At 69.3% G+C, this 26,506-nt stretch carries 20 protein-coding genes and 1 pseudogene; 10 read left to right on the forward strand and 11 right to left on the reverse strand.

Annotated features, from left to right (window positions below; translation table 11 throughout):
- Positions 1 to 3: 3 nt before the first annotated feature.
- From ACZ6S0_RS22915 to ACZ6S0_RS22925, 3 genes are all read right to left on the reverse strand, one after another.
- Positions 4 to 960 (reverse strand): carbohydrate ABC transporter permease, encoded by a 957-nt coding sequence (locus ACZ6S0_RS22915; RefSeq protein ID WP_465920979.1) that lies wholly within the window; start codon positions 958 to 960, stop codon positions 4 to 6.
- Positions 960 to 2,246 carry an ABC transporter substrate-binding protein gene (locus ACZ6S0_RS22920; RefSeq protein WP_465920981.1) on the reverse strand — a complete coding sequence of 429 codons (1,287 nt, stop codon included), beginning with the start codon at positions 2,244 to 2,246 and terminating at the stop codon, positions 960 to 962. Before ACZ6S0_RS22920 ends, ACZ6S0_RS22915 begins: the two co-directional genes overlap by 1 nt.
- A 154-nt stretch (positions 2,247 to 2,400) precedes the next feature.
- A complete protein-coding gene (locus tag ACZ6S0_RS22925) occupies positions 2,401 to 4,251 on the reverse strand; it encodes a DUF5107 domain-containing protein (RefSeq protein ID WP_465920983.1) in 1,851 nt (616 codons plus the stop codon).
- Positions 4,252 to 4,407: 156 nt separating this feature from the next.
- On the opposite strand from ACZ6S0_RS22925, the gene ACZ6S0_RS22930 reads away from it, so the two are divergent.
- Positions 4,408 to 5,196, forward strand: a complete 789-nt coding sequence (locus ACZ6S0_RS22930; protein WP_465920985.1) for a DeoR/GlpR family DNA-binding transcription regulator — start codon at positions 4,408 to 4,410, stop codon at positions 5,194 to 5,196.
- A gap of 402 nt (positions 5,197 to 5,598) precedes the next feature.
- Here the strand turns inward: ACZ6S0_RS22930 and ACZ6S0_RS22935 are convergent, their stop codons facing one another.
- Positions 5,599 to 7,053 (reverse strand): MFS transporter, encoded by a 1,455-nt coding sequence (locus ACZ6S0_RS22935; RefSeq protein ID WP_465920987.1) that lies wholly within the window; start codon positions 7,051 to 7,053, stop codon positions 5,599 to 5,601.
- A 100-nt stretch (positions 7,054 to 7,153) separates the two neighbouring features.
- Between ACZ6S0_RS22935 and ACZ6S0_RS22940 the strand changes: the two genes are divergently transcribed.
- Positions 7,154 to 7,786: a TetR/AcrR family transcriptional regulator gene (locus tag ACZ6S0_RS22940; protein WP_465920988.1), complete on the forward strand. Its 633-nt coding sequence runs from the start codon at positions 7,154 to 7,156 to the stop codon at positions 7,784 to 7,786.
- Positions 7,787 to 8,066: 280 nt separating this feature from the next.
- Here the strand turns inward: ACZ6S0_RS22940 and ACZ6S0_RS22945 are convergent, their stop codons facing one another.
- Complete coding sequence (locus ACZ6S0_RS22945; protein WP_465920991.1) at positions 8,067 to 9,488, reverse strand: MFS transporter; 1,422 nt, start codon at positions 9,486 to 9,488, stop codon at positions 8,067 to 8,069.
- A 242-nt stretch (positions 9,489 to 9,730) separates the two neighbouring features.
- Between ACZ6S0_RS22945 and ACZ6S0_RS22950 the strand changes: the two are divergent.
- A pseudogene (locus ACZ6S0_RS22950) lies at positions 9,731 to 9,919 on the forward strand (transposase); the annotation flags it as partial.
- 132 nt (positions 9,920 to 10,051) lie between these two features.
- On the opposite strand, the gene ACZ6S0_RS22955 reads toward ACZ6S0_RS22950, so the two are convergent.
- Entirely contained in the window at positions 10,052 to 10,645 is a 594-nt protein-coding gene (locus tag ACZ6S0_RS22955; RefSeq protein WP_465920994.1) for a TetR/AcrR family transcriptional regulator, read from the reverse strand.
- 67 nt (positions 10,646 to 10,712) lie between these two features.
- Here ACZ6S0_RS22955 and ACZ6S0_RS22960 point away from each other — a divergent pair, with 67 nt between their 5' ends.
- On the forward strand, positions 10,713 to 11,414 hold the full coding sequence (locus tag ACZ6S0_RS22960; protein ID WP_465920995.1) for an SDR family oxidoreductase: 702 nt from the start codon (positions 10,713 to 10,715) through the stop codon (positions 11,412 to 11,414).
- A gap of 43 nt (positions 11,415 to 11,457) precedes the next feature.
- On the forward strand, positions 11,458 to 11,880 hold the full coding sequence (locus ACZ6S0_RS22965) for a tautomerase family protein (protein WP_465920998.1): 423 nt from the start codon (positions 11,458 to 11,460) through the stop codon (positions 11,878 to 11,880).
- A gap of 22 nt (positions 11,881 to 11,902) precedes the next feature.
- Here ACZ6S0_RS22965 and ACZ6S0_RS22970 read toward each other — a convergent pair whose 3' ends face one another.
- The gene (locus tag ACZ6S0_RS22970) at positions 11,903 to 12,508 is read right to left on the reverse strand and encodes an SGNH/GDSL hydrolase family protein (protein WP_465921000.1); all 606 of its coding nucleotides are present in this window, start codon (positions 12,506 to 12,508) and stop codon (positions 11,903 to 11,905) included.
- Complete coding sequence (locus ACZ6S0_RS22975; RefSeq protein WP_465921004.1) at positions 12,505 to 14,628, reverse strand: alpha-galactosidase; 2,124 nt, start codon at positions 14,626 to 14,628, stop codon at positions 12,505 to 12,507. Before ACZ6S0_RS22975 ends, ACZ6S0_RS22970 begins: the two co-directional genes overlap by 4 nt.
- Before the next feature lie 225 nt (positions 14,629 to 14,853).
- Here ACZ6S0_RS22975 and ACZ6S0_RS22980 point away from each other — a divergent pair, with 225 nt between their 5' ends.
- From ACZ6S0_RS22980 to ACZ6S0_RS23000, 5 genes are all read left to right on the forward strand, one after another.
- Positions 14,854 to 15,810, forward strand: coding sequence for a carbohydrate ABC transporter permease (locus ACZ6S0_RS22980; RefSeq protein ID WP_465921007.1), 957 nt, complete (start codon positions 14,854 to 14,856; stop codon positions 15,808 to 15,810).
- Complete coding sequence (locus ACZ6S0_RS22985) at positions 15,810 to 16,709, forward strand: carbohydrate ABC transporter permease (protein WP_465921010.1); 900 nt, start codon at positions 15,810 to 15,812, stop codon at positions 16,707 to 16,709. Before ACZ6S0_RS22980 ends, ACZ6S0_RS22985 begins: the two co-directional genes overlap by 1 nt.
- Positions 16,709 to 19,192 (forward strand): glycosyl hydrolase family 95 catalytic domain-containing protein, encoded by a 2,484-nt coding sequence (locus ACZ6S0_RS22990; protein WP_465921012.1) that lies wholly within the window; start codon positions 16,709 to 16,711, stop codon positions 19,190 to 19,192. The genes ACZ6S0_RS22985 and ACZ6S0_RS22990 overlap by 1 nt, the downstream gene beginning before the upstream one ends.
- Positions 19,189 to 20,523 (forward strand): ABC transporter substrate-binding protein, encoded by a 1,335-nt coding sequence (locus tag ACZ6S0_RS22995; protein WP_465921013.1) that lies wholly within the window; start codon positions 19,189 to 19,191, stop codon positions 20,521 to 20,523. The genes ACZ6S0_RS22990 and ACZ6S0_RS22995 overlap by 4 nt, the downstream gene beginning before the upstream one ends.
- 109 nt (positions 20,524 to 20,632) lie before the next feature.
- On the forward strand, positions 20,633 to 21,817 hold the full coding sequence (locus tag ACZ6S0_RS23000) for an ROK family protein (RefSeq protein ID WP_465921016.1): 1,185 nt from the start codon (positions 20,633 to 20,635) through the stop codon (positions 21,815 to 21,817).
- A gap of 99 nt (positions 21,818 to 21,916) precedes the next feature.
- Here the strand turns inward: ACZ6S0_RS23000 and ACZ6S0_RS23005 are convergent, their stop codons facing one another.
- The 3 genes from ACZ6S0_RS23005 to ACZ6S0_RS23015 all read right to left on the reverse strand — a co-directional run bounded on the left by ACZ6S0_RS23005 (position 21,917) and on the right by ACZ6S0_RS23015 (position 26,465).
- Positions 21,917 to 24,355, reverse strand: coding sequence for a X2-like carbohydrate binding domain-containing protein (locus tag ACZ6S0_RS23005; RefSeq protein ID WP_465921019.1), 2,439 nt, complete (start codon positions 24,353 to 24,355; stop codon positions 21,917 to 21,919).
- Between the two features lie 121 nt (positions 24,356 to 24,476).
- Positions 24,477 to 24,674 (reverse strand): hypothetical protein, encoded by a 198-nt coding sequence (locus ACZ6S0_RS23010; RefSeq protein ID WP_465921022.1) that lies wholly within the window; start codon positions 24,672 to 24,674, stop codon positions 24,477 to 24,479.
- A 537-nt stretch (positions 24,675 to 25,211) separates the two neighbouring features.
- Positions 25,212 to 26,465, reverse strand: coding sequence for a glycoside hydrolase family 18 protein (locus tag ACZ6S0_RS23015; protein ID WP_465921025.1), 1,254 nt, complete (start codon positions 26,463 to 26,465; stop codon positions 25,212 to 25,214).
- Positions 26,466 to 26,506 lie beyond the last annotated feature (41 nt).

Raw genomic sequence — 26,506 nt, forward strand, 5'->3', positions numbered from 1 at the left:
CCCCTAGTGTCGGATCGGCTCGCGCCGCATGAGACGGCGGAGCACCACGGTGAGCAGGGCGACCATGACCAGGCTGACCAGCGCCGCCGCGGAGGCCAGCCCCAGCTTGGGCACCGAGCCCTGCGGGAAGGCCTCGGCGTAGACGTACATGGCGGTGGTCCAGGTCTGGATGGGTGGGTTGCCGGCGTTGGAGCCGCCGAACAGCAGGACCAGTTCGAAGACCTTGACAGAGCTGACCGTCCACAACACCGCGCACACCGTGATCACGTCCCAGGCCAGGGGGATCGTCACGTACCGTAGCCGTTGCCACGCGGAGGCGCCCTCCAGTGCCGCCGCCTCGTACAGGTACGGCGGGATCTGGTCGACGGCGGCCATGATGATCGTGGTGTAGTAACCGGTCGCGCTCCAGATCATCGTGGCCACGATCAGAGCGAACGCGTTGTCGGTGGCCAGCCACTTGGGCGGCGCGTCCACGCCGACCCAGCCCAGCACCACGTTGACCGGCCCGGCCGGGCTGAAGATGAATCCTGCCACCGCGCCGAAGACCATGGCGTTGACCAGGCTGGGGAAGAACAACACCGAGCGGGCGAAGAACTTGCCCTTCATCTCCCGCAGCACCAGGGTCAACGCGAAGCTGATGGCGAAGGTGACCAGCCCGCCCACGAACAAGATCTTCAGTGTGTTGACGATCGAGGTGGTGAAGGCCTGGTCCTCCCACAGGATGCGGTAGTTGTCCAAGCCTCGCCACTGCGGATCCCCCATCCCGTCCCATTTGTGCAGGCTGGTCCAGGCCGAGTAGGCGATGGGGGCGAGGAACAACACCCCGTAGAACGCCAGGGCGGGCCCGATGAACGGCCAGAAGAGGCGGCGCTGCTGCCGGTCCAGCGGTCCGGCCCGACGGTGGCCGGAGGCGGCGGGGCCGGCCGCCGCCTTCGGCCGCCTGGTGAGCGTGGCCGCCATCAGCCGTTGGTCTTCCAGTGCTGGATGTGCGCCTGCTTGGCCTTGGCCACGTACTGCTCGGCGGTGAGCTTGCCGTGCCAGAGCTCCAGGAAGGCCGGGTACATGGCCTTGTCCATGTAGTCACTGGAGATGTTGTCCAGGATCGGCCGCGTGGGGTTCGCCGAGATGATCTTCTGAACGTCCGCCAGTTCCTCCGGGGCCGGGATGTCGGCGCGCGGCGTGATGTTCTTGGCCACCTCGGCGATTCCGGCGAGGTTCTCCTTCTTCAGGAAATAGGCGATGAACCTCTTGGCCTGCTCGGCGTTGTCGGCCTTCCTGGGCACGGCGAAGCCGTGCAGGATCACGTCCGCGTCGGAGTTGGCGCCTTTGGTGACCGGGACCGGCATCGCGCCCATCTTCCAGCCCTTGTCCACCAGTGTGGAGACCTCACCGGCGACCCAGCTACCGTTCATCAGGAACGCGGCCTTGCCCCTGGCCCAGTTGGTCTGCTGGGTGGGGTACTTGCTGGCGTCGTAGCCGTTGATGAGATAGCCGCCCTTGACGAGCTGCTCGATCCGCTTGGCCGACTCCAGCACGCCCGGGGCGTCCCAGCCCGCGCCGCTCTTGTCGGCGTAGATCTCGCCCATCGTGCCAGGGCCGTTGTCGCGCACCAGCAGGTAGTCGAAGATCAGGAAGTTCTCCCAGCTCAGGTCGCCGTCTGAGGCAAGACATGCCTTGTCCTTGGCCTTGAGCGCGTCGCACAGCTTGATGAACTCGTCCCAGGTCTTCGGGGGCTCGGCGAGGTCGGGGTCGGACGCGTCGTAGAAGAACTGCGCGGAGTTCAGTTCGTACGGCACCAGCCACCGGTTGGCGCCCTCCGGGTCCTTCGGCAGCGAGTCGACGTACTTCGTGTCGATCACGTCAGACACCTTCTTGCCCTCGCCGGGGATCTCGGCACCGTACACCGAGGACAGATCCGCCGCCTGGCCCGCGAGCGCGGTGATCGCGACCACGTCCGAGCCGTTGTCCCAGAGATCGGGCGCCTTGTTCGCGGCGATCGCCGGTCCGATCTTCTTGCGGACGTCGCGGCCCTGCCACTCGACCGTCACCTTGACACCGGTCTCGGCCTGGTACCTGTCGATCGCGGTCTTGATCACCTTCGCCTGCGGCTCGTCCGCCCGCCACATCGACCAGTACGTGAACTCTCCGCCGTCCTTCCCTGAGGAGCCCTCGGTCGAGGACGAGCCGCAGGCGGCCAGAGCGAGCACCGCCGCGACGCCGGTCACCAGGGTCTTCGGTCCGCGCATGTCGTCACCTTTCGGATAGATCTCACCGGACCATAAAGCCACCCCAAAGCCACAAACAAGGCAATCCATGAATCTATTTGATTACTTGTGCTCAAAAAGACAAAAAATGCTCATGAACCTGCAAGATCTTGCAGGGAACGCGGGAAATGGAGCATCAGTACTGCGTGACGCTGAACTGGTACAGGCAGGGCAACGGATGATCACGCCGTACCTGCTCGCGCCGCTCGCCAGGCTCCACGCTCTCGTGGTAGTCCCACCACAACGCGTCGAGCGCGCTTTCACCCTCGCGCAGGTCGTCGAGGATCAGACCGGTGTCCAGGATGCGCTTCGCCCTGGCCAGGTCGCCCTGGTCGAGCGCGGCCCGGCACTCGAGCATGCGGATCCGGCCGTGCCCACGATCGGCGTGCCCGAGCCGATCCACCAGTTCAAGGGCAACGGCGGACCGCCCGGCGGCGAGCAGGGCGATGATCGTCTCGATGGTCAGCGGGCGCAGCCTCGGCGACAGGGCATGCGCCCGGGTGTAGCGGTCCGCCGCGCGGTCCGCATCGTCGTCAAGCAAGGCCAGGTTCCGCAGCGCCCAGGCGTTCTCCGCGCAGGCCAAGGACCTCTCCCAAGCGTCACGCGCGCCCTTCACCTCACCGTCGTGGAAGAGGTTGACGCCCAGGTGGAGCAGGGTGAACCAGGTCGGCCCATGCGCCTCGACGCAGGTTTCCAGCAGCGCGCGCCAGACCGGACCGACCATGTAGGAGGAGGGCGGCAGAGCGGGCGAGGGGGTGGGCATGGCCCCCTTGCGGACCAGAGCGAGCCACGACTGCTGGTCGCGCCCGATGGAGGCGTCGGCGAACGGGGTGGCGGGCAGGGTGAGCGAGCGGAGCCGTCCCAGCGCCTTTCGCTCCACAGCGCCCCAGCCGCTGCCCACGTGCAGGGTCTCCACCGGGGCCACCTGCGCCAGGCGCACCGCGTCTTCGTGCTCGGCGGCCAGGCGTTCCCGGGGTATGAGCGCGTCGAGTGCGGTCTCGGCGGCGGAGACTGCCGAGGACCACTCCTCGTGCGCGTCTGGGACGTCGACCAGCCCGTACGCCTCGGTCCACGAGAAGGACGCGCGTGGCGCCAGCCGTACGTGCTCCAACTGAGTGCGGGCCAGGCCCGACTGGATCTCGAAGTACGGCCGCCCCGGGCCGGACAGCCAGTCCTGCCAGTTGCGTCCGGCCATGCCCGTGCCCCATCGGAAGTGCTTGCGTCCGCGCAGAAGGTCGGTGGAGACCTGGGCGAGACCCCTGCCTTCAGCGTCGACCGCCACGATCCACCGGCGCCGGTCCGCCGGGATGTCGTAGAAGAAGTCGGCGGCCTGCTCGTTCGAGCCCGGGTGGGACTGGTCGGTGTCACGCCAGCGCGGCAGAGGCACTCTCCGTAGCTCTCCGTCGTAGGAGAAGTGCCAGGCGTGGCCCGCGGGAGCCAGGACCCGGCTCCCTGGATGCTGCGGCACGGCGGCGTTGGACCACCAGTAGACCGGCACGTCCGCCCTGCCCGGGTTGTAGATCTTGATATGGACCAGCAGCACCGGCGAACCCGGCGGCAGACAGGCGTCGATCTGGTAAACGAGCCCGCGCATCCGTTCCCACTCGTACAACCGCAGCACCGGAACCCCGTCGGGCCTGGTCACCCGGACGGCGTGCATCGGCGAGCAGGCCAGCGCCGTGTGGCCGAAGGTGCCGAGGTTCCACTCCACGCCTCCGGCGAACCAGGCGTTGCGCAACCCGAGGTTGGCCAGTTGCAGGAAGGGCGGCACGTGCAGCAACTCGCGCCCGGTCGGCACGTGGATCAGCGAGCGGAGTCGACCGCCGTAGTCGAGCAGGAACTCCGCCCGCAGGACCCCGTTCTCCAGCACCGCGGTCCTCAGCTCGCGCTCGGTCCGCTCACGCCCGTATCCGTCCTGCAAGGTGTACGGCAGCAGCGACTCGGCATGACCGTAGGCCAACTGAGCCGCCATCTCGGCGTCGGCCACGTCCGTACGCAACCCGGCACGAGGGTCGGGAAGAGGGCGGAGCGGCGGGAGGGGGTTCTCGGGTCCCAGCGGGGAGACGGGGATCACAAGTGATGAAAGACGCAACATTTCGAGCACATCTTTTCATAGACCGTGCGAAACCTGCATGATAGGCCGGTGAATCGGTATGAACGGTGGAACGTCCTACTCGAAATGATCGCCGAAAGGGGCGAACTCGACGTGGAGGAGACGGCACTCAAGCTCGACGTCTCCACCGCCACGATCAGGCGGGACTTCGACGCGCTGGCCGGGCAGCAGTTGCTCACCAGGACCAGGGGCGGGGCCACCGCGCACAGCGTCTCCTACGACCTGCCGCTGCGCTACAAGGTCGCCCAGCACGCACCTGAGAAGCAGCGCATCGGCGCCGCCGCCGCCGCGCTGGTGCCCGGCGGCTCCACCGTCGGCCTCAACGGCGGCACCACGACCACCGAGGTCGCCAGAGCGCTGGCCACCCGCGCCGATCTCGCGAGCGGAGACCACCGGGGAGTCGCTCTCACCGTGGTGACCAACGCGCTCAACATCGCCCACGAACTGGTGGTCCGACCGCACCTGCACGTCGTCACCACCGGCGGCTCGGCTCGCGCCCACTCCTACGAGTTGGTCGGCCCCGTCGCCGCCGGCATGCTGGAACAGGTCGCGCTGGACGTGGCCGTACTGGGCGTGGACGCGCTCGATCTCCATCACGGCGCCAGCGCGCACAACGAGGGCGAGGCGGCCATCAACCAACTCATGGCGGCCAAGGCCGGCCGGGTCATCGTCGTGGCGGACGGTTCCAAACTCGGTAAGCGCGCATTCGCCAGGATCTGTCCGCGCAGCCGCATCGAGACGCTCGTCACCGACTCCACGGCCTCGCCGGAACAACTCGCCAACTTCCGCGAAGCGGGAGTCAAGATCGTGGAGGTATGACGGCACGATGTACGCGCGCCCGTCACCGCCCGCAGCGTCCAGCGCTCGGGTGAGAACGCGCTCAACCACATCGTCGCCGCCCCGTCCGCCGGCCTCACCCCAGGAGCCGACCCGAAGACGAACCGACGCTGCGGTGGCTGTTCCCTGGCCGGTTCGCGAAGGCTCGATCGAGCGTACGTCCCGTTCTGGGCATGACAGGTTGCGGTTCACCAGGCCCAGCACCCGGTACAGCCTGCGCGCCGACGCGGCGCCACCCGAGGGCCTCGATCGGTAGTCCGACGAAATCGACCACCTCTTGTCGTAGTGTTCGGCGAGCAGGGTCGATCCCCTTTCATGGGACAGGACGACACGGCCGGTGGAGGCGAGGACGATCTGAACGGCGGCGTCGGGGGTGGAGCGCCGTCAGTGGGCATGCGGGACACCGGTCATCTGCGGCTTGCCGGGAGGCACGAGCCACAGGGACAGGGCCGCTGCCACGGCGGCGCTGATGGCGAAGACGGTGTAGGCGTCGGTGAATCCGTCGATGGACGGCGCGTCGCCCAGGCCCGTCGCGGCGATGGTCGATGCGACGGCAACGCCGATGGCGGCGCCCAGTTCGTGGAAGGTGTTGACGACGCCGGAGGCCAGTCCGGCTTCTGAGTGGTCGACGTGGGCCAGCGCGGAGGTGGTCGCCGTCACGAACACCGGCCCTATCCCGGCGGCGGCGATGACGATTCCCGGCAGCAGTTCGGCGGCGACGGAGCCGTCGGCGGACAGACCGGTGAGCAGCCACGCTCCCACGGCGACCAGTACGAGACCGGCGACCGCGACAGGACGGGTGCCGATGGCGCCGACGAGTCTGCCTGCCACCTGCGCGCCTATGCCGGTCGCGACCGCCGCGGGCAGGAACAGCAGTCCGGTCTGCAGGGCGTCGATGTCGCGGGCGTGCTGAAGATAGAGCGAGCCGAGGAAGAACAGCGAGATCAGCAGCCCGGACGCCACCAGCATGAGGAACGTGCCCGCTGCGACAGGACGACGGGCGAGCATGCCCACGTGCATCAGCGGATTCTTGACCGACCGCTCGACCAGGACGAACAGTCCGCACAGCACCACAGCGGCGGCCAGCGGCCCCAGGGTGCTCGGCGCCGTCCAGCCCGCGTCCCCCGCGTTGATCATGCCGTAGATGAACGAGGCGGTGGCGGCGGTGACCGTCACCGCGCCGAGCACGTCCAGCCGCGGTGCGGTGCCGCGCCGCCGCCGCTCCCGGACGGTGGCGGGCAGGGCGGCCAGCACGGCGACACCGACGGGGACGTTGATGAAGAACACCCAGCGCCAGCCGGGACCGGCGGTCAGCACGCCGCCGAGCAGCACGCCGACGGCGAATCCGGTGCCGCCGAGAGCCGCCCACACGCCCAGTGCCTTGTTGCGTTCGGTGCCGTGGAAGGTGGTGGTGATCGTCGACAGCGCTGCCGGGGACAGCAGAGCCGCTCCGATGCCCTGCGCGATGCGGCCGCCCAGCAGCAGGGTGGAGTCCTGGGCGAGGCCCGTGGCCAGTGACGCCAGGGTGAACACCGCCAGGCCGATGAGCAGCATGCGGCGGGCGCCGAACGCGTCGGCAAGCCGCCCGCCGAGCAGCATCAGCCCGCCGAAGAACAGTGTGTACGAAGTGACGGCCCAGGTCAGCGCCGTGCGCCCGAGGTGAAGCTCGGCGCCGATGTCGGGCAGGGCGACGTTGATCACCGTGACATCCAGGATCAGCATGAACTGCGCGACGCCGATCAGCGCGAGCGCGGCCCAGCGACGCGGATCCGCCTGTTCCGGTGCGTCAGGGGCGCTGTGGCCCCGCTGGGGATGAGGGGCATGCGAGCCGTGAGCCATGAACTCTCCCGAGATAATCCGAACACTGATGTACGGATTACCATACCCCCCTCCCGTAATAGTGCGAACAGTAGTGTTCAAGTTGTCGTACGGTGGTCGTATGACGGCGACCGCGGATCAGGGGCGGGACAGGCTCCCGGGACAAGCGACCACAGCGCTCTCACAGGACCCACGCAGGGCCGACGCCAAGCGCAGCATCTCGGCGATCATGGCCGCCGCCTCAGAACTGTTCGCGCGCGACCCGGACGCCAGCATGGTGGAGATCGCACGGACGGCGGGGATCGGCCGGGTCACCCTGTACGCGCACTTCCCGACCCGTGAGGACCTGGTCAGGAGCGTGCTTTCCGAGGCCATCCTGCGCGGCACGCGGGAGATCGCGGCCGCGGCGCCCGATGACGGCCCACCGGACGAGGCGTTCGCGCGCGTGGTGCGTACCTGCTGGCCGATTCTCGATCGGGCCGGCAGCCTGCACCGGGCCGCCCTGCGCGCACTGCCGGCCGAGGAGGTGAGACGTCGTCACGACCTGCCGATGGAGCACGTCCGCCGGCTGATCGACCGCGGCAGGACGACCGGGAGCTTCCGCACCGATCTGCCGGTCGACTGGCTGGTCACCACCGTCTACGCGCTGTTGCACGCCTCCGCCGACGAGGTCGCCGCCGGGCGGATGCCCGCGGAGAACGCCGGCGACCTGCTCGTCACCACCCTGCTGGCCATCCTTCGCTCTCAGGACTGATGGCCGGCCACCCGATGCGGAAGGATCGATCCGCACCGGCACCCCACTCACGGGTGGCGGGACGGTAGCCGCCCATGGTGCCCGTAGTGCCGGCGGGCGGCCATGAGCCAGTTCATGGCCGCCCGCGACTCAGCGCCCGCGTTGTCGAGCGGTTCCTGTCCCATTACGCGACAAGAGCCTGCGCGTCGACCGCCGCACATACCAGGCCCCTGTCAGTATCGACATCCTGTTGACAGCACCGGTCAGCCCTTGACTTCACGGCTTGCTCCTTTGGAGGGTGTCAGCCGCGGGAGGCGGCGACCTCGTCGGTGGGTGCGGGGGTGCGCGTGCGCAGGGTCACCGCGGTGATCAGGGCGCCGGCCACGGCGATGCCCGAGGCTCCGATGAAGGCGGCGGAGAAGCCGCTGGTCAGTGCGGGCAGGTTGCCGAGTTGGTCGGAGCCGTTGGCGGCGGCCACCGCCGTCATGGCGGCCAGGCCGAGTGCGGAGCCCACCTGGTAGCTGGTGTTGACGATGCCGGAGGCCAGGCCGCCTTCCTCGGGGCGGGCGGAGGAGATGGCGGTGCCGAGGGAGGGGATGAAGGCCAGCGACATGCCGAGGGCGGCGAGCAGGCTGGCGGGCAGGATGTCGGCGGTGAAGTTGCCGTCCGGGCTGATCAGCGACAGCCAGGCCATCCCGGCGGCGAGCAGGAGCAGGCCGGTGACGGTCGTCGACCTGGGGCCGAAGCGGTTGATGGCCCGCGGTGCCAGGACGATCATGCCGATCATGATGAGGCCGGTCATGGGCAGCAGAGCGGCGCCGCTGGGGAAGGCGCTGTAGCCGAGAACCTGCTGCAGGTAGAGGTTGAGGAAGAACCACATCGGGATCCACGCGCCTCCCAGCAGGAGCTGGGTCAGGTTGGCGGCGGCCAGGTTGGGCGTGCGGAAGATCGACAGGCGCATCAGCGGCTCGCGGCGACGGGCCTGGAGAGCGACGAACGCGGCCAGCAGCGCCACGGCGGCGGCGAGCACGATCCAGGTCTGGGCAGAGCCCCAGCCGATCTCGGGTGCGCGGACGATGGCGTAGACGGCGGCGCCGAGACCGAGGGTGACGGTCAGTGTGCCGAGTACGTCGATGGAGCCGCGCCGGGGTTGGGCGGCGGGCATCAGCGGGCCGGTGGCCAGGAGCGCGACGAGGGCGATGGGGATGTTGATGTAGAAGACCCAGGGCCAGCTCAGGTATTCGGTGATGACGCCGCCGAGGAAGACGCCGGCGGTGCCGCCCGCGGGTGCGGCCGCGCCGTACAGGGCCAGAGCCTTGGTCAGTTCCTTGGGGTCGTGGCCGAACAACATCATCAGGAGGGTGAGAGCGGACGGAGCGATCAGCGCGGCGCCTACTCCTTGCACGGCGCGGCCGGTCAACTCGACCCACACCTCGGGGGCGATGCCGGCGAGGAGTGATCCGGCCAGCAGGATCAGCCAGCCGGTGCTGAAAAGGCGACGGGCGCCGAACAGGTCCGACAGGCGGCCGCCCAGGAGCAGGAGGCCGCCGAAGGCGACGACGTAGGCGTTGAAGACCCAGGACAGGTTCTCCTGGGAGAAGCCCAGGTCCTGCTGGATGCGGGGGAGGGCCACGCCGATGATCGACGTGTCCATGATGACGATGAACTGGGCGGTGGCGATCAGGGCCAAAGCGGTCCAGCGCCGTGGGGATGGTGCAGACATGAGCTCTCTCCAATCGATATACCCCTTAGGGGTATGTGCGACGATGGCTAATAAATACCTCTAGGGGGTATATGTCAAGCCGCCGGATCAGCGTCCGGCTTCCGCAGCACCCCCGCCAGAGCGGCCGGCACCCGAGGACCATGCCCGCCGCGCTCGCCGGCGCACCCGGCGAAAGGGCTTGCGCGATGACCACGGCGATCGGGCTGCCCACGTACAGGAGGACGCCCGCCAGGGTGGCGACGATGAGGTACGACACGCCGCCCGGCTCGGCAGGGTGGATGGACGATGATGCGGTGACACTGCGTACCTGGGTCCGTCAGGCCCGGATCGATGCGGGCAGCCGGCCAGGCCGCAGCACCGATGAGTCGGCCCAGCCGAAGCGGCTGCGCCGGGAGAACGCCGAACTCCGCCGCGCCGACGAGATCCTGAAGTGGCTCGGGTTCGTGCCCGGCGATATGGCCTCGGCGCCGGCGGCGAGCGGTCGGTGAGGTGGTAGTGGACGAACTCCAGCAGGTCGCGTGCGCAGATCGCGAAGGGGAAGCCGCTCGGCGCGGACCTCCGGGTTACTCGGCGGGGCTTGTCTCCCCGTTCGCGTCACCCACGAGATGTTCGCGGACCGCGGTGAGGATCCGGTCGGACAGATCGTCGTCGGCGCAGGCCCGTGACAACAGCAACGCTCCCACAATGGTGGACAACTCCACGAGCACCGCCTCCTCGGTCCCGTCGTCGAGCTGCCGCATCCCGTCGACCATGCCGCGCAAGCCGGTGGCGAACGCCTGACGCAGGGGGTCGCCGGGTTCGGCGCGGGCGGCGTCCGCCGCGAGGGTCGGGCCGGGGCAGCCGAGGGCGGGGTTGTCGCGGTGCAGGGCCGACACATAGCCCGCCAGGTATTCGGTACGGGCGCGGCCGGGGGTGGTGTGCTGTGTGAGGTCATCCAGGGCGGTGGCCCGTTCGGCGAACGCGGCCGAGCAGGCCTGGGCGATCAGGTCGTCCTTGGAGCTGAAGTGGCGGTAGAAGCCGCCGTGGGTCAGCCCCGCCGCGGCCATCGCCTGCGGAACGCTCACCTTCTCGACGCCGTGCGCGCGCACCAGCTTCGCCGTGGCCTCGATCACCTGCTCACGGTGCCGCTCGGCTTCGGCCTTGGATGCTCGGGGCATGGTGGGTACACTTCCTCACGATATAGATGATGCTCATCATCTATTCTAGGCAGAAGGAGGTCCGTCCATGGTCGCGATCGAGAATTCCGTGGCGCTGGTGACCGGTGGCCAGCGCGGTCTCGGCAAGGCGTTCGCCGAGGCACTGGTGGAGCGCGGTGCGGCGAAGGTCTACGTGACCGCGCGCGAACCCGCTACCAGCGATGATCCGCGAATCCTGCCCGTTGCCCTCGACGTCACCGATCAGGACGCGGTATCGTCCCTCGCCGCCCAGGCCAGGGAGGTAACCATCGTGATCAACAACGCCGGCGTGCTCATCCCATCGCCGCTGCTGAAGGCGGACATGGCCGACGTGGTCGCCACGTTCGACACCAACGTGTTCGGCGCGCTGCGAGTGGCGCAGACCTTCGCTCCGGTCCTGGCGGCCAACGGCGGTGGGGCGCTGGTCGACATACACTCCGTGTTGTCCTGGGGCGCCGGCGCGGCGGCCTACGGCGCCTCGAAGGCCGCGCTGTGGTCGATCACGAACTCCCTGCGCATCGAACTGGCCCCGCAGGGCACCCAGGTCGTCGGCGTGCACCTCGGCTTCGCCGACACCGACATGGCGGCGCGGATCTCGGCCCCGAAGGTATCGCCCGCCGAGGTCGCCATCGCGGTGCTGGACGGCATCGAAGGCGGTGCCGACGAGGTGCTCGTGGACGAGGTCACCAGGCGGATGAAGGCGGCGCTGTCCGGCCCGGTAGGAGGGCTCACCGTGACCATCGGGCGTTGAGCCGTCAGGCGCGTAGCCGTCGAACCTCAAGGAGGCAGGGCAGATGCCGTTGTGGCAGGTCTATCATCCCGTCGGCGCGTATTCCGAGGAGCAGAAGCGTGGCTTCGCCGAGGATGTCACGCGGTTCTACGCCCGTTTCGGGCTGCCGAAGTTCTACGTTGTCACGCTCTTCCACGAGGTCCCGCGGGCGTCGTTTCTGGTCGGGGGAGTACCTTCGAACGACACCGTGCGCGTCGTGATCGAGCACATCGCCCGCCACACTGAGGATCCCGGCCGGCGCGAGCGGATGAACGAGGCCCTGGGTCGCCTGCTGGCCGCGCATACCGGCGACCGCGGGCTGCACTGCGAGTTCCACGTCGACGAGACCCCGCGGGATCTGTGGATGATCGACGGGTTGATCCCGCCCCCAACGGGTTCGGCGGCGGAGCAGCTCTGGGCGCAGGACAACCGGCCCGTGCCCTACTGATCCTCCAGCAGCGGGAGTGTCATCACCGCAGCAGCGGCGCGACGGCTGGTCCGGCGTGCCGCAGCCACAGTTTCGCCAGCAACTCGGTGCCACGTTCGTTGGGGTGGTAGCCGTCGGGCGCGAGGGCCGCCGCGTCGCCGGCGGCGTGGAAGGCGGCGTCGGCGGGCACGAGCACGGCGCCGTATTCGCGGGCGAGCAGGCGTACCACCTCGATCTTCGGGTCCAGGTCCGCGCGCCAGGACTGTTGCTCGGCGCCGACCGGCAGCAGGAACGGCTCGACGAGTACCAGCCGCACCCCGTCGGTGGCGAGCGGGTCGATCAGCGCCCGGTAGTTGGCCTCGAACTCTTCGGCCGACATCGGATCGTCGTGGTGGTAGCGCCGCCAGGTGTCGTTGATGCCGACGAGCACGCTGACCAGCGCCGGGTGTTCGGCGAGCACGTCGGTTTCCCAGCGTGCGCGCAGGTCGCGAGTGCTGTTGCCGGAGATGCCCCGGTTGAGCCAGCGCGCGCTCGTGCCGAGGGAGGCGGTGACCTGGCGGACGTAGCCGTCGCCGAGCCCGTCCGGGTCTTCGCGACGGCCGCTGTCGGTGATGCTGTCGCCGATGAACAGGATGGTCGGCTCGGTCATGGCGTCCTCTCGATGTCAAAGAGCATGGCCTGCTGCGGGCTGAGTGTCGGCAGGGGTACGCCGGCTCGCGCGAGCACGGCGCCGGACAGCTCGACCGGGCCTTTCACGGCGCGGGCGATCCACTCGGGGTCGTGTCCCTGGTGCCGCCCGGCGGCGCCGAGCTCCTCGCGGACTACGACGCGGTAACGGGCGGCCGGGTCGAGGCCGGGGAAGCGGACCCGCCCGGACTGGCCGGCGGCGGAGGTGGCGAACCGCACCCAGGTGTACAGCGCCCGGGTGCCGTCGTCGGCGACGATGCCGTAGAGGGCGGTCGCGTCGTCGGCAAGGTCGGCGTTGACCACGCGGCCGGTGTGCAGCAGCGGTCGCAGCTCCCGGTAGAGACGCGACCACGCGGCGATGACGGCGAGTTCGTCGTCGCCGGCGGCGGTGAGGTCCTGTTCGATGCCGGCGTGTGCGGTCAGCGACGTGGCGAGCCGGAACGACAGGTCGGTGGTGCGCGATGTGGTGTGCGCCCGGGCCGAGCCGAGGTGCGAACCGATCAGCTCGGGCGGCACGAGGGTGCGGGTCCAGCGTTCGATGTGGACGCGCTCGACCGGGTCGTTGCAGTCGGAGGCCCAGACCCGGTCGGTGCGGTCGAGGATGCCGAGGTCGACGCGCCCGCCGCCACCCGAGCACGTCTCGATCTCCAGCTTCGGGTGGCGCCGGCGCAGCTCGTCGAGCAGGCGGTAGAGGGCCAGGGTCTGGCGGTGCACGCTGGGCCGGTCGCCGCCGGTCTCGCGGCTCACCGCTTCGAGCAGGTCTCGGTTGTGGTCCCACTTGAGGTAGTCGACGGCGTACTCGCGGATGAGGGCGTCGATGCGGGCGAGCAGGTACTCGTACGCCTCGGGCCGGGCGATGTCGAGCACGTACTGCTGTCGGGCGCTGGGCCCGAGTCCGGCGCGGGGGCCGAGGATCCAGTCGGGATGCCGGGTGGCGAGCTCGGAGTCCAGATTGATCATCTCGGGTTCGAGCCAGAGCCCGAACTGCATGCCGTGGGCGCGTACGAGGTCGGCGAACGGGCCGAGGCCGTCGGGCCACACGGTGCGGTCGACGAACCAGTCGCCGAGCCCGGCGTCGGCCCGGCGCCGTCGGTGGAACCAGCCGTCGTCGAGCACGACCCGCTCGACGCCGACCTGCGCGGCCCGTTCGACCAGCCGGGTGAGTCGGACCAGGTCGTGGTCGAAGTAGACGGCCTCCCAGGTGTTGAGCACCAGAGGCCGTGGGGTGGCGGGGTGACCGGCCCGGCCGCGCAGCCGCCGGTGCAGCCGGTCGGCGACGCCGTCGAGCCCTGAGTCGGACCAGACGTAGTACGCCGTGGGCGCCTCGTACCCCTCGCGGTCGGTGAGGATGACCTCACCGGAGTGCAGCACCTCGCCCGCGCCGAGCACGGTCGCGAACGCGCCGGCGCCCTCGGGCAGGCGCTCGGCGAGGTAGCGCTGCTCGCCGCTCCACGCCAGGTGTGTCGCCCAGACCTCGCCGTGGCCGAAGCCGAAGGAGGGGGTGCCCGCAGCCAGCAGGTACGGCGAGTCGTGGCCGGGCTTGCCCCGGTGTGCGGCGCGCAGGTGCGTGCCGAAGCCGAGCTGCCGGCGCTGCGGCGCGCGCTCGCGGCACCACTTGCCGGTGAAGTCGAGCAGCTCGGTGGCGCGTTCGGGCACGGGCATCAGGGCGGTCAGGCCGTCGAGCGTGTACGGGGTGCCGCCGACGGCCGGGTTGAGCGCCGCGTCGCGCCGCACGCTCATCCGCACGGCCAGCACGCCGTGGGGGTCCAGGTCGTAGACGAGGCGGGAGCGCAAGGCAGTGACGCGGTCGGCGAAGTGCAGGGCGATGCGCCCGCCGGCCCCGTCGGCGGGGATTTCGACGTCGTAGGTCTCGAGCTCCGGCCGCGGCGTGGTCGCGTACCCCGACGCGTTGCCCGACTGCGCGGCGGTGCCCGACCAGCCGTCGAATTCGGTCGGCCAGACGGTCAGGACGCGTGGCTGGTCGGGGGAGTTGTTGAGGACCGCGGGCTCGGCGGTGAGCCGCAGTTGCTCGTCGCGGCCGTCGGCCGGGTCGCCCAGATCGGCGCCCCAGTGCAGGACCAAGGGGACAGGGTGTCGCATTTCGACGATGAGGGACGTGCCTGCGGCACGAAGGGTGACGACGGCGTCGGCGTCGGAATGCATGAAGTCTGCCCTCTATGAGCGGATCGCAGTTACTTGACGCCGTAAATTAACCATGTTATGTCTGTCACCGCAAGCGCAGGACCTGATTGGGTACCCGCCGTCGCGTACGCCGCGACGGATCGACATGCGGGAGCAGGAAGACAAATGGCGCTCTTGAAAAGGACGGCCGACCTGACCCGGCCATCGCAGCCGGCGGCATCACGGCGCCGTCGGTTCCGCGCGATTTCCCCGGCCCACCGCGGAGACGCACCGCTGGCCTGGCTGCTCATCGCGCCCGCGTTCATCGGGTTCGCCGTCTTCGCGCTCTACCCGACCCTGCGCGGGGTCTACCTCAGCTTCACCGAGTTCCAGGTCCTCACCCCGCCGACGTGGATCGGCCTGGACAACTACCGGGAACTGCTCGACGACGAGGTGTTCTGGCAGTCGCTGCGCGTCACCGTCTACTTCGTGATCGTCACAGTGGCGCTCACCCTCGCCGTCTCCGTGGTCACCGCCGCGGTGCTGCACCGCCTCACGTCTTCCACCGTGATCCGCGGCCTGATCATCCTGCCGTTCCTCATCTCCTCGGTCGTCGCCGCGACCGTGTGGTTGTGGATGCTCGACCCCCAGCTCGGCATCGTCAACGTCCTCATCCAGTCCCTCGGCGGCGAGGGCGTGCAGTTCCTGACCTCGCGGGCGTGGGCGATCCCGTCGATCGCGCTCATCAACGTGTGGAAGCACATGGGCTACACGTCGATCATCATCTTCGCCGGCTTGCAGACCATCCCGGCCACCGTCTACGAGGCTGGACGCATCGACGGCGCCGGCGAGCTGCAGATGTTCCGCCGGCTCACCCTGCCGCTGCTGCGCCCGATCCTGGCCCTGGTGCTCGTGCTCAACGTCATCGGCGCGTTCCAGGTCTTCGACATCGTCCAGGTGGCCACCAAGGGCGGCCCGGCCAACGCCTCCAACGTCCTGCAGATGTACATCTACAGCAAGGCGTTCGGCCAGTTCGACTTCGGCTACGCGGCGGCGATGTCGCTGGCCCTCTTCGCGATCCTCATCGCCATCACCTTCCTGCAGATGCGCATGCTGCGCGCCAACGAATCGGACACCAACTGATGAGCGCCCCCGCCCCCCGCCGACACTCGTTCAGTGCCGGCCGCGCCGTCGCCTGGACCTACCTCGCCGGCGTACTCTTCGTGACGGTCTTTCCCTTCTACTGGATCCTGCGCACCTCGCTGTCGGACAACTACGCGCTGATGACCGATCCGTCCTCGCTGCTGCCCGTCGGCTTCACCTGGGGGCCGTTCGAGCGCGTGTTCGGGCTGGCCACCACTGAGGAGTCCATCGCCGAGGGCGGCTCCGGCGCCTCGGTCCAGCTCGGTCACTTCCTGGTCAACTCGCTGATCTACGCCACCGTCTCCACCGCGCTCATCGTGTTCTTCTCCACCATCGCCGCGTACGCCTTCGCCCGGCTGCGGTGGCGTGGCCGCGACTTCATGTTCAGCCTGTTCCTCAGCGCGCTCATGGTCCCCGGCATCCTCACCCTGCTGCCCAACTTCGTACTGGTGAAGGAGCTCGGCCTGCTGAACACCTTCGCCGGGATGATCCTGCCCGGCGCGCTGTTCTCCGCCTTCAACATCTTCTTCCTGCGGCAGTTCATGCTCGGCCTGCCGGAGGCGACCGAGGAGGCGGCCCTGATCGACGGCGCCGGCCGGCTCAGGATCCTGTTCGGCATCACCTTGCCGATGACCAGAGGCCCGATCACCACCCTGACCATCCTCGGTTTCATCGGCATGTGGAACGACTACTTCTGGCCGCTTCTGGTCACCAACGACGACTCCGTGCAGCCGCTCACCCTCGCCTTGGCCGTGTTCAAGCAGTCCTCACCGCAGGCGCAACCCGACTGGGCGGGCCTGATGGCGGCCACGCTCGTCGCGGCACTGCCGATGCTCGCGCTGTTCACCGTCTTCGGCAGGCGCATCGTCGACTCCATCGGCTTCTCCGGAGTCAAGTGATGGACCAGACCCTCCGCCTGGCCTGGCAGCGACCCGCCCACGACTGGGTCGAGGCCACCCCCCTGGGCAACGGCCGCATCGGCGCGATGGCGTTCGGCGGCGCCAGGGCTCGCATCCAGGTCAACGACGCGACCGTCTGGTCCGGCCACCCCGGCGGACCCGCAGACGCGCTGGCCGACCTCGTCGCCGCCGGCGCCGGCCCCGCACGTCTTGCCGAGATCCGCGCCGCCATCGACGCGGGCGACCTCGACGGGGCCGAGTCGCTGCTCATGAGCTTCGAAGGCCCGTACAGCCAGGAGTTCCTCCCCTTCGCCGACCTGTACCTCGACACCCACCGGGCGATCGTCGCGCCCGGCCGGCCCGCTCGCGTCCTCGACCTCGACGAGGCCCACCTCACCGAACACCTCGCGATCGACGGCACCGCCGTCACCCGCCGCACCTATGTCTCCGCCCCGGCCGGCTGCCTCATCGTCGAGTACACCGCCGACCTGCCCGTGCTCGACGTCGGCATCCGCCTGTCGACGCCGTTGCGCGAGGCCGGACGCCGCCGCACTCACGACGGACTCGTCCTGGACGTGCTCGCACCCGTCGACGGCGCCCCGCTGCACGAACCGGCGGTGCGACCACCGCACCGCTACCTCGACCCCGAAGCCGATGGCTTCGACCACTTCGCCGCCGCGGCACTCGCGGTGCGAAGCGACGGGACCCAGAGTTCCGCCGGTGACACCCTGCGGATCCGCGGGGCCGGCCGGCTGCTGATCGCACTGTCGACGTCGAGCAGGGCCGCACTGTGGTGGGGCGACCCCGACGGCTCCGGCTGGCGGACCTCCTCGCGCGAGGAGATCCGCGAGCGCGCACACGCGACCGCTACCGCCGTTCTCACGCGGCGGGCGCGGGAGTTGCTCGACGAGCACCTCGCAGACGTGCGAGACCATGCCGGGGGAGCGCGCTTCGCGATCGGCGGCCGGCGCGCCGGCACCTGGGACGTCGCCACCGACATCCTGCACGGCCACGACGAGGGCCTGCGCGCCACCGTGCTCGCCGAGTACGGCCGCTACCTGCTCGCAGCGTCGTCACGGGCGGGTGGCCCCGCCGCCAACCTGCAGGGCATCTGGAACGATCAGCTCCGCCCGCCGTGGTCCTCCAACTACACCATCAACATCAACACGCAGATGAACTACTGGGCCGCGTCCGTGACCGGACTGGAGGACCCGGCGCAGCCGCTCACGGCACTCGTGCGGCGCATCGCCCACACCGGCAGCGACGCCGCGGCCCGCCTCTACGGCGCCCGCGGCTGGGTGGCCCACCACAACAGCGACCTGTGGGGTTGGAGCCTGCCCGTCGGCATGGGACACGGCGCACCTAGCTGGGCGATCTGGATGATGGGCGGGGTCTGGCTCACCCACAACCTGTGGGACCGCTACGAGTTCACCGGCGACCGGCGGCTGCTCGCCGAGACCGTGTGGCCGATCATGCGCGGTGCCGCGTTGTTCTGCCTCGACTGGCTCGTCGAGGACCCCGACACCGGCGGCCTGCGCACCACCCCCTCGACCTCGCCCGAGAACCTGTACCTCGACCCCGACGGCCGCCCACGGGCGCTGACCGTCTCCACGACGGCCGATATCGCCCTCATCCGGGCCCTGTTCGAACGCTGCCGCACGGCCCTGGCCATGCTCGGACTCGACGAGCCGCTCGACGACGAGTTGGCCGCCGCCCTCGACCGGCTGCCCCCGCTGACGGCCGGACCCGACGGCCGGCTGCGCGAGTGGTCGACCGACGCCGCCGACGCCGACCCGCACCACCGCCACCTGTCCCCGCTGGTCGCCCTCTACCCGCTCGACCTGGTCGACCGCGAGCGCACACCTGAGCTGGCCGAGGCGGCTCGGCGCTTCCTCGACGCCCGTGGCCCCGGGGCGATGGGTTGGTCGTGGGCGTGGAAGATCGCGCTGCGGGCGCGGCTCGGTGACGCCGCGCAGGCCCGGGCGCTGCTGTTGGAGGCGATCACCCCGTTCGACCGCGACCACCGCAGGCTGGCCCCGGTCGACGGCTCGGAGTGGGGCGGACTGCTGCCGAACCTGTTCAGCACCCACCCGCCGTTCCAGATCGACGGCAACTACGGTTTCACCGCGGCGATCGCCGAGCTGCTGGTGCAGAGCCACCACGGACGCATCCGGCTGCTCCCCGCGCTGCCTGTCGAATGGCCGCACGGCCGGGTGAGTGGCCTGCGCGCCCGCGGCGGCCTCGAGATCGACCTGTCCTGGGCGGACGGCGCCGTCCGCGACGCCGTGATCCGCGACCTGACCGGCGTCTCCCGCACGGTGCTCGTCGAGTACGGCGGCATGCCGCGGGAACTCCTGGTGCCCGCGTACGGCGACGTCGCACTGGCCGGCCCCGCCGCGGTCGAAGCCGCGACGCCACAGACCCACCACACCACACCGGGCGTCAGCGACGACGCCCCGCACCCCCGAGTGAGGAACTCATGAAACCGCAACGGATCGCATCGGCTCTGGCGATCGCCGTCATGGCGGCGACAGCGCTCACCGCCTGCTCGAACGACGAACCGGCCGGCGGCGGCAACACGGTCAACTGGTGGACGTGGGACGAGCGCCAGGCCGCGTCGTACCAGAAGTGCCTGCCCGGCTTCCAGCAGGCCAACCCCGGCATCACCGTGAAGATCTCCCAGTACACCGTGGACGACTACTTCACGAAGCTCACCGCCGGGTTCGTCTCCGGCGCCGCGCCGGACGCGTTCCAGAACAGCGTCCCGCTGCTGGGCGCCTACGCCGGGCAGAAGCAGATCATGGCGCTCGACGACCTGATCGCCAAGAGCGGGTACGACCTGTCGGTCTTCGACATCGGCGTCGAGTCGTGGAAGTACACCGACGGCAAGCAGTACGGCATCCCGCTCGACTGGGCCGGCGCCGCGATCTACTTCAACCAGGACAAGGTCGCCCAGGCGGGACTCAAGCCTGAGGAAATCACGAACATGACCTGGAACCCCGACGACGGCGGCACCTTCGACAAGATCGTCGCGAAGCTCACGGTCGACAAGAACGGCGTCCGCGGCGACCAGCCCGGCTTCGACAAGACCAAGGTCGCCACGTACGGCATCGGCACCCTGGCCTCCAAAGACTTCAACGGGCAGACCTCCTGGAACCCGTTCGTGTCGACGTTGGGCTGGCGGCTGGGCAACAAGTCCGCCTGGCCGACCCGGTTCGACTACGACAACCCCGACTTCGTCAAGACGCTGGAGTACGTACGCGGCCTGTCCGACCGCGGCCTGATGCCGGCCTACGGGCAGATGACCGTCTCCGGCGGCCAGCAGCTCGGCTCCGGGGTCGTCGCCATGGTCCAGGGCGGCACCTGGGATGCCACCTCCATCACGAAGATCCCCGGTGTGAAAATCGGCACAGCGCCGACCGTCAAGGGCCCCAAGGGCCGGTCGATGATCAGCAACTCGAACGCCAACAACATCTACGTCGGCACCAAGAACCTCGACGCGACGTGGAAGTGGGTCACCTACATGGGCTCGGAGGCCTGCCAGTCGGCCGCGGGCGTCGATGCCACGTTCCTGCCGTCGATCGCCAAGTCGCTGCAGGTCGCCGTCGACGCGCAGAAGCAGCAGGGCCTCGACCTGTCCGGCTTCGTCACCACGCTCAACAACGGCGAGCTGTACCCGGCTCCGCCGACCGCCAACGGGCAGGAGCTCGTCGATACGATCGAGCCGCTGTTCGAGGCGTACTTCAGCGGCGAGCGCGACCAGGCCGTGTTCGCGGAGATGGCGCAGACGACCGAGAAGATCCTCGCGAAGTGAGCCGCGGCCGGGAGCGGCTCGCGCCGCTCCCCACCCTCGGGCTGACTACCGTAGTACCCCGAACCTCAACCCACGCCCCGGCCGGCGTCGACCCCCAAGGGATCCCCGCATGACTGACGTAGGCGCCGCGGTATCGCTGCTGCGAGGCGCGTCCACCGCGGCGACCGAGGTCTTCAAGACCATCCTCGTCCGCGGCCCGATCAGCCGAGTCGACATCGCCCGGCTCACCAGCCTGTCTCAGGCGGCGGTCACGAAGGCGGTCGCGCCGCTGTTCACCGTCGGCCTGGTCTCCGACCAACTGGAACCGCAGCGCGACGGCCAGCCGGGCCGCCCGGCCAATCCACTCACGATTGTCGCGGACGCGCTGGTCACGCTCGGTATCAAGGTCAACGCTGACGAGGTCGTCGGTGTCGCGACCGACCTGACCACCAGGATCCTCGCGGCCGACCGGCGTCCGCTCGCCTCCACGGGAGTCGACGCGGTCGCCGATGCTGTCGCGGCGAGCGCGGCCGCTCTCCTGGAAGGGCTCGGTGAGCGGGCTCGGCGCCTGTGCGGGATCGGGGTCAGCGTCTCAGGCGACGTCGATGCCCAGCGCGGCATCGTCCGCGAATCGGCGATCATGGGCTGGACCCAGGTGCCGCTCGGGGCGATCCTGACCGAGCGCCTCGGCCGTGACGTGCTCGTCGAGAACGACGTCCGGGCACTGACGATCTGCGAGCACTGGTTCGGCGTCGGCGTCGGCACAGCCTCCTTCGCGATAGTCACGATCGGTCGCGGCATCGGCAGCGGCCTGCACATCAACGGCGAGGTCGTGGAAGGGGCGTACGGCGTCGCGGGAGAGATCGGGCACCTGCCGCTGACCGCTCCCGACCGGATCTGCCCGTGCGGTCGCAGGGGGTGCGTCGAGGCGGTGGCCAGCACCTCGGCGATCGTCGCGGAGGTCTCCCTCGCGCACGGGCGCCGTCTGGCGATCGGCGATGTGGTCGATCTCGCCCACCGCGGTGACCCCGTCGCCGTGCGGACCTTCGAGCACGCGGCGACGGTCATCGGCACCGCCATTGCGACGCTGGTCAACCTTGCCGGTCCCGAACTGGTCATCATCGGCGGTGAGGCGGTCGGCAACTTCGACCTGTTCGAGGTGCACCTGCAGGCGGCCTTCGCCGAGCACGCCTTCGGCGCGGCGGGCCGCTGCCGGATCGTCACCCGGCCGCACACCTTCGAGGACTGGGCCCGCGGCGCTTCGGCCGCGGCCATCCGATGGCTGACGGAGAACCGGGCCGCGAAGGCTTCCTGACGGTACGGGCGGTGTCCGAGCCGGGGTATGAGATGCCCGCTCGTTCGAGGTAACGGGAGGGCCGGGACGCCGGCAGCGGCGCTCCGGCCCTCCCCTGGATCATCGGGTGGTGTAGCGGATGACGTCGGTGCGCATCACGTCGCCCGACGCCTTCACCGCCATGAAGGTGTGCTGCCCGTTCCTGAGCCCCGAGACGCTGAACACCTTCTGCTGCGTCGCGCGGGTGTCACTGTGGGTGTCGACGCGCCCGGTGAGTTCGCCGTCGATGTAGATGTCGACGAGCCCCTGGTCGGGGGCGGTGGCGGTGATCCAGTCGACGCCGGTCCCGGTGAACGTGTACGAGACCGAGTCGCCGTTGTGGGTCGTGGCGTGCACGTCATCCAGATAGTCCCCCCGGAACGTGAAGTCCAGATTCGCCGTGCCGAGCGGAAGACCGGCGAGGTACGCCGACCGCAGGGTCACGGTCGACCCCGACAGGGTGTAGTCGCCGCCCTGCTCGAGTGCCGTGCCACTGCGCGAGACGCCGACGAGCTCGCTGCCGTCGCGCAGGAGCTGCACCTGCACGTCCGCCGGCGCCTTCTTGTCGAACGACGCCGTCGACGGGTCGATGAGGCTCGGCTGGAGCACGTCGATCCGGTCGAGCAGCATGAAGGCGCCCGACTTCTTGACGACCTTGAGCGTGTGGCTCCCGTTGGGCAGGTCGTTCACCGTGAAGACGGTCTGCTGCGCGAGGCGAGGCTGCCCCGCATCACGCCCCGTGTTCACCGTCTTCTGGAACTGGTCGTCGATGTAGATGTCGACGTCGCCCTGCGAGGAGTCCAGCTCGGTGATGTACGAGACGCCCACGCCCTGGAAGGTGTACTGGAACGCGTCACCGTTGCGCTCGGTGTAGTGCACGCCGTCGCCGTAGTCGCCGAACCCGCGGCCGGTGCTTTCCGACCACGATCCCGTGTAGACGATGCCGGTGGCGGTGTCGTCGAAGGTCACCGTGCGGTACGGGCCGGAAGCCGACGGCGGAGCGGCTGTGCCGGTGTCGGTGACGTTCATGGTGAGCGGCTGCGAGGTGCCGGCGACCTCGTTTCCGTCGTTGCGGGTCCATTCGCCGCCGTAGCCGACGCGCAGGGCGTCGTCGTTGACGGCGACGGCAGCGCCGGACTGCGGTGTCACCTTGAGCAGGCGCACCCCGTGAATCGGCACACCGGAGGCGGTGAATCCACTGGGGAAGCGGCCGAGGTCCTTGCGGGTCCAAAGGTCGCGTACGGTGGCGGCACCGGTCATGCCGAGGTCCGACCACTTCGCGGTGATGTCCTTCTCCGTACGGCCGAGGTTGAACAGCGCGACGGTGTAGCTGCCGTCGGCGTTCAGCGCGTGCCAAACCTGCTGCGTGGTCGCTGTGGAGACCGGGCGCGCCGGGGTTCCGGCCTGATTGGTCGCTATCACCTCAGGGTTCGTGAGCAGGCTGAGCCCGTAGGAGTCGAGGTTCGTCAGGTCGTTGCCGAGATACAGCGGCGCGGCGGAGATCGCCCACAGCGTCATCGCGGTCCGCCGTTCGTCGCGGGTCAGACCGTCCATGGTGCCGTTGCCGACGTTGAGTGAGTCGAGGTCGTTCCACCCGCCGTTCCCGCCGTTGCGCCACCAGGACGCCAAGCTCGGGAAGAGCCGGGCGATGTTGTCCCACTTCGTGAGCGCGTCGTTGGGGCAGTAGCACTCGACGTCCCACTCGACTCGCCAGCCGTTCGCCTTGGACCGCCAGTAGTCGGCGTACTTCGGGTCGAGCGCCCACGACAGCTCGAACCAGATCTTGTGCGCCTTGAGCGCCGTCGACCAGGCGGCGACGTCCTCGCGGGCGTCAAGTGACAAGTCGCTCACCCCGGAGCCCGGGGTGACGCTGTCGAACTTGACGAAGTTGACCCCCCACTCGGCGAAGAGGTCGACGATCGAGTCGATGTACTTCTGCGAGCACGGGTTCGAGAAGTCAATCTTGTAGCCGATGCGCCAGTAGTCGGAGGGGCGGAGCGGCTGCGCGGCGATGTCGTGCGTCGTGCAGCCGGGCGCGCCGGCGATCGGCAGGTTCGCGTTGTAGACGTCCGGGGAGATGCCCGGGATCATGTAGAGCCCGAACTTCTGGCCGTTCGCGTGGACGTGGTCGATGACCTTCTGCAGGCCCTGCGGGTAGAGCGTGGCGCTGGGCTTCGGGCGGCCGTTGGCGTCGAACCCGTCGTTCCATCCGGCATCGACGTTGATGTAGTCGTAGCCGTACTTCTGGAGCTTGGCGTGCATCGCGTCGGACTGCTTGATGAGCTGGTCGCCCGTGATCCACTTCCCGTTCCCGGAGTAGACCTGCATGCTGTAGCTGCTCCAGCCCATGTACGGCCGCACGGCCCAGGGGTCGGCGGTCGAGGCGGCCGCCTCTTTGGGCGTCGGCGTCGCCGTGGACGACGGCGTCGAGGGCGGTGCGCTCGGATCTAATTTGTATCCGGTGGCGGCCTGCACCGGATGGACGCTCGCGCCCAGGAGCATGAGTAGCGCGGCGGCCATGACGGCAGTGGCGGAACGGATTCGGCTCCCGCGTAAGGGCCGGGGGCGGTCGGGCTGCGGGGTGGTGCGTAGCGGTGACCTCACGGTCACACCTCCTGATCGGGGGCAGGGTGGTGCTGGTTCAAGCGGTGGGCGGCTCGGATGGATCTGCGGTACGTGTGAAAGGCTCCGCGCCCACGTCGAGCAGATCGTCGACGAGGTGGCCGCGTTCCGTGAGGAGCCGCCGGGCGACGTCGACGCGACTGAGCGGCCCGTCGGTCAGTACCGCCGTTAACACAGCCGTCACAGCCGGGGCGACGATGTCGTCCTCGGGGAACATGGCCGAAACCGTAAGCCCAATACTTTCCTTCGTCAAGTATTGGTTTATTGATCGATCGGCCCTACGCTGTTTGCTCTGGCTGGGGTTCGTGCCAGATGAGGTGACAGCGGCGCATCAGGTGGCCGTGGCCGGAGGGCGCAGGGTGCTGCGGCCGCGCCCCGCGAAGAGGAAGGAAGGGCTATCGCAGGTCGCGGCCTGTTCTCGGGACGCTGGAGATCGTGCACCGGTTGAAAGGGTCGGTTCGCGTGCCGTCGTTCAGTACGGAGAGGGCGGTGCGGTGAGGGCGGTGCGGCCGGGTGGGTGGCCGCACCGATCGAGACCGGGGCCAGGCTGTTGGGCAAGGGCGGCTTTCGTGAAGCTGGCGGCAGCTACGCCGGGAACCACGTCGCTTGCCGCAATCGAGCCCCGATCCCCTTGCCTGAGCGGGCGCGTCCGCGTGCTCGGCACCACCGCGCACCCGAGCGCGAACCTACATGAATCGTGGATCCCCTTCCTGCCCCCGGCCGAAAGACGCGATCAGAGGTGATGACCGGCTCTTTAGCGCAGGACCCGGTACAAGGCGGAGGTGAGGGAGGCCTTGGCGTCGTCGCCGTCGATGGACCACATCATGTAGCCGCCCAGGCCCTTGTGCCGGATGTAGGCGGCCTTCTGCAGCATCACCGTCGGGTCGTCGTACGTCCAGAACTCGTTGCCGTCGTACAACCACACGGCGCCAGTCCTGAGGTCGCGGTAGCGCTTGCCGGGCTTGGCGAGGAGGTCCTTGTAGTCCTCGGACCCTGCCTCCCACTTGCCGGGAGCCGCGCCGGTGGCGGGCTGGTACACGCCGTCCTGGGCGGGCCCGGCCGGGACTCCGGCCCAGCCCTTGCCGTACGCGGGGACACCGGCGACGAGCTTACGGGCGGGTGCGCCGCGCTCGCGGTAGTAGGTGATGGTCTGGTCGAGGCTTTCGCGGACCTCGTTGGGGTCGCGGCGGTCGTTGAAGAGGTTGGAGTGGTGGCCGGTGATCTTGTCCCACGGGCCGTGCAGGTCGTAGCCCTGGACGGTGGCGTAATCCAGGTTGTGGAAGACCTTCCGCACCTCGAGGCCGGCGTCGATGACGCGGGCGGCGGCGGGCAGAAACGCCGTGATCAGGGCGGAACGCCGATAAGCGTTGAGCTGCGACCTGAGCTCGGCGACGAAGGCGGTGAAGTTCTGCTTGTCCTCGGGACGGACGACGTTGCCGGGGGCGCCGGGGTAACCGGGCCATTCCCAGTCGAGGTCGATGCCGTCGAAGACGCCGGCGCCCGTGCCGTCGGCCAGGCCGGGCAAGTTGCCGCGCAGCCACAGGTCGATGCAGGACTTGGCGAGTTTGCTGCGCGACTCGGGGGTGAGGACGGCGTCAGAGAAGTGCGTGGAGCCGGTCCAGCCGCCCAGTGAGATGAGGATCTTGAGCTGGGGATACTTGGCCTTGAGCTTCTTGAACTGGTTGAGGTTGCCGTTGAGTGCCTGGCCTGGCGCGTCCGCGACGCCGTCGACGCTCTGCTCGGCGGGCACGGGCCGCTGCCAGTCGGCCCAGGGGTCGGAGGAGTAGCACTCGGCCTGCTGGTTCACGAGCCCGAAGGCGTAGTTGATGTGAGTGAGCTTGCGGGCCGCCCCGCTGGTCTCCATGTCCTTGACGTGGTAGTTGCGGCCGTAGACGCCCCATTGGACGAAGTAGGCGACTCTCTTGTAGTCGGACTGGCGGGCTTCGGCGGGGGCTGACACCACCGTCGTGCCGAGTAAGAGGGTGAGAGCGAGCAGGACCTTCTTCACGTGACGTCTCCCGAATTGATAGGAAACTTTCTTTTAAGTTG

The organism is Nonomuraea sp. NPDC051298 (assembly GCF_055586305.1).

Excerpts from the sequence above, each read along its gene's own strand:
- ACZ6S0_RS22915 (WP_465920979.1), bottom strand. The coding sequence starts at position 960 with ATGGCGGCCACGCTCACCAGGCGGCCGAAGGCGGCGGCCGGCCCCGCC.
- ACZ6S0_RS22920 (WP_465920981.1), bottom strand. The coding sequence starts at position 2,246 with ATGCGCGGACCGAAGACCCTGGTGACCGGCGTCGCGGCGGTGCTCGCT.
- ACZ6S0_RS22935 (WP_465920987.1), bottom strand. The coding sequence starts at position 7,053 with ATGGCTCACGGCTCGCATGCCCCTCATCCCCAGCGGGGCCACAGCGCC.
- ACZ6S0_RS22940 (WP_465920988.1), top strand. The coding sequence starts at position 7,154 with ATGACGGCGACCGCGGATCAGGGGCGGGACAGGCTCCCGGGACAAGCG.
- ACZ6S0_RS22945 (WP_465920991.1), bottom strand. The coding sequence starts at position 9,488 with ATGTCTGCACCATCCCCACGGCGCTGGACCGCTTTGGCCCTGATCGCC.
- ACZ6S0_RS22955 (WP_465920994.1), bottom strand. The coding sequence starts at position 10,645 with ATGCCCCGAGCATCCAAGGCCGAAGCCGAGCGGCACCGTGAGCAGGTG.
- ACZ6S0_RS22960 (WP_465920995.1), top strand. The coding sequence starts at position 10,713 with ATGGTCGCGATCGAGAATTCCGTGGCGCTGGTGACCGGTGGCCAGCGC.
- ACZ6S0_RS22965 (WP_465920998.1), top strand. The coding sequence starts at position 11,458 with ATGCCGTTGTGGCAGGTCTATCATCCCGTCGGCGCGTATTCCGAGGAG.
- ACZ6S0_RS22970 (WP_465921000.1), bottom strand. The coding sequence starts at position 12,508 with ATGACCGAGCCGACCATCCTGTTCATCGGCGACAGCATCACCGACAGC.
- ACZ6S0_RS22980 (WP_465921007.1), top strand. The coding sequence starts at position 14,854 with ATGGCGCTCTTGAAAAGGACGGCCGACCTGACCCGGCCATCGCAGCCG.
- ACZ6S0_RS22985 (WP_465921010.1), top strand. The coding sequence starts at position 15,810 with ATGAGCGCCCCCGCCCCCCGCCGACACTCGTTCAGTGCCGGCCGCGCC.
- ACZ6S0_RS22990 (WP_465921012.1), top strand. The coding sequence starts at position 16,709 with ATGGACCAGACCCTCCGCCTGGCCTGGCAGCGACCCGCCCACGACTGG.
- ACZ6S0_RS22995 (WP_465921013.1), top strand. The coding sequence starts at position 19,189 with ATGAAACCGCAACGGATCGCATCGGCTCTGGCGATCGCCGTCATGGCG.
- ACZ6S0_RS23000 (WP_465921016.1), top strand. The coding sequence starts at position 20,633 with ATGACTGACGTAGGCGCCGCGGTATCGCTGCTGCGAGGCGCGTCCACC.
- ACZ6S0_RS23005 (WP_465921019.1), bottom strand. The coding sequence starts at position 24,355 with ATGGCCGCCGCGCTACTCATGCTCCTGGGCGCGAGCGTCCATCCGGTG.
- ACZ6S0_RS23010 (WP_465921022.1), bottom strand. The coding sequence starts at position 24,674 with ATGTTCCCCGAGGACGACATCGTCGCCCCGGCTGTGACGGCTGTGTTA.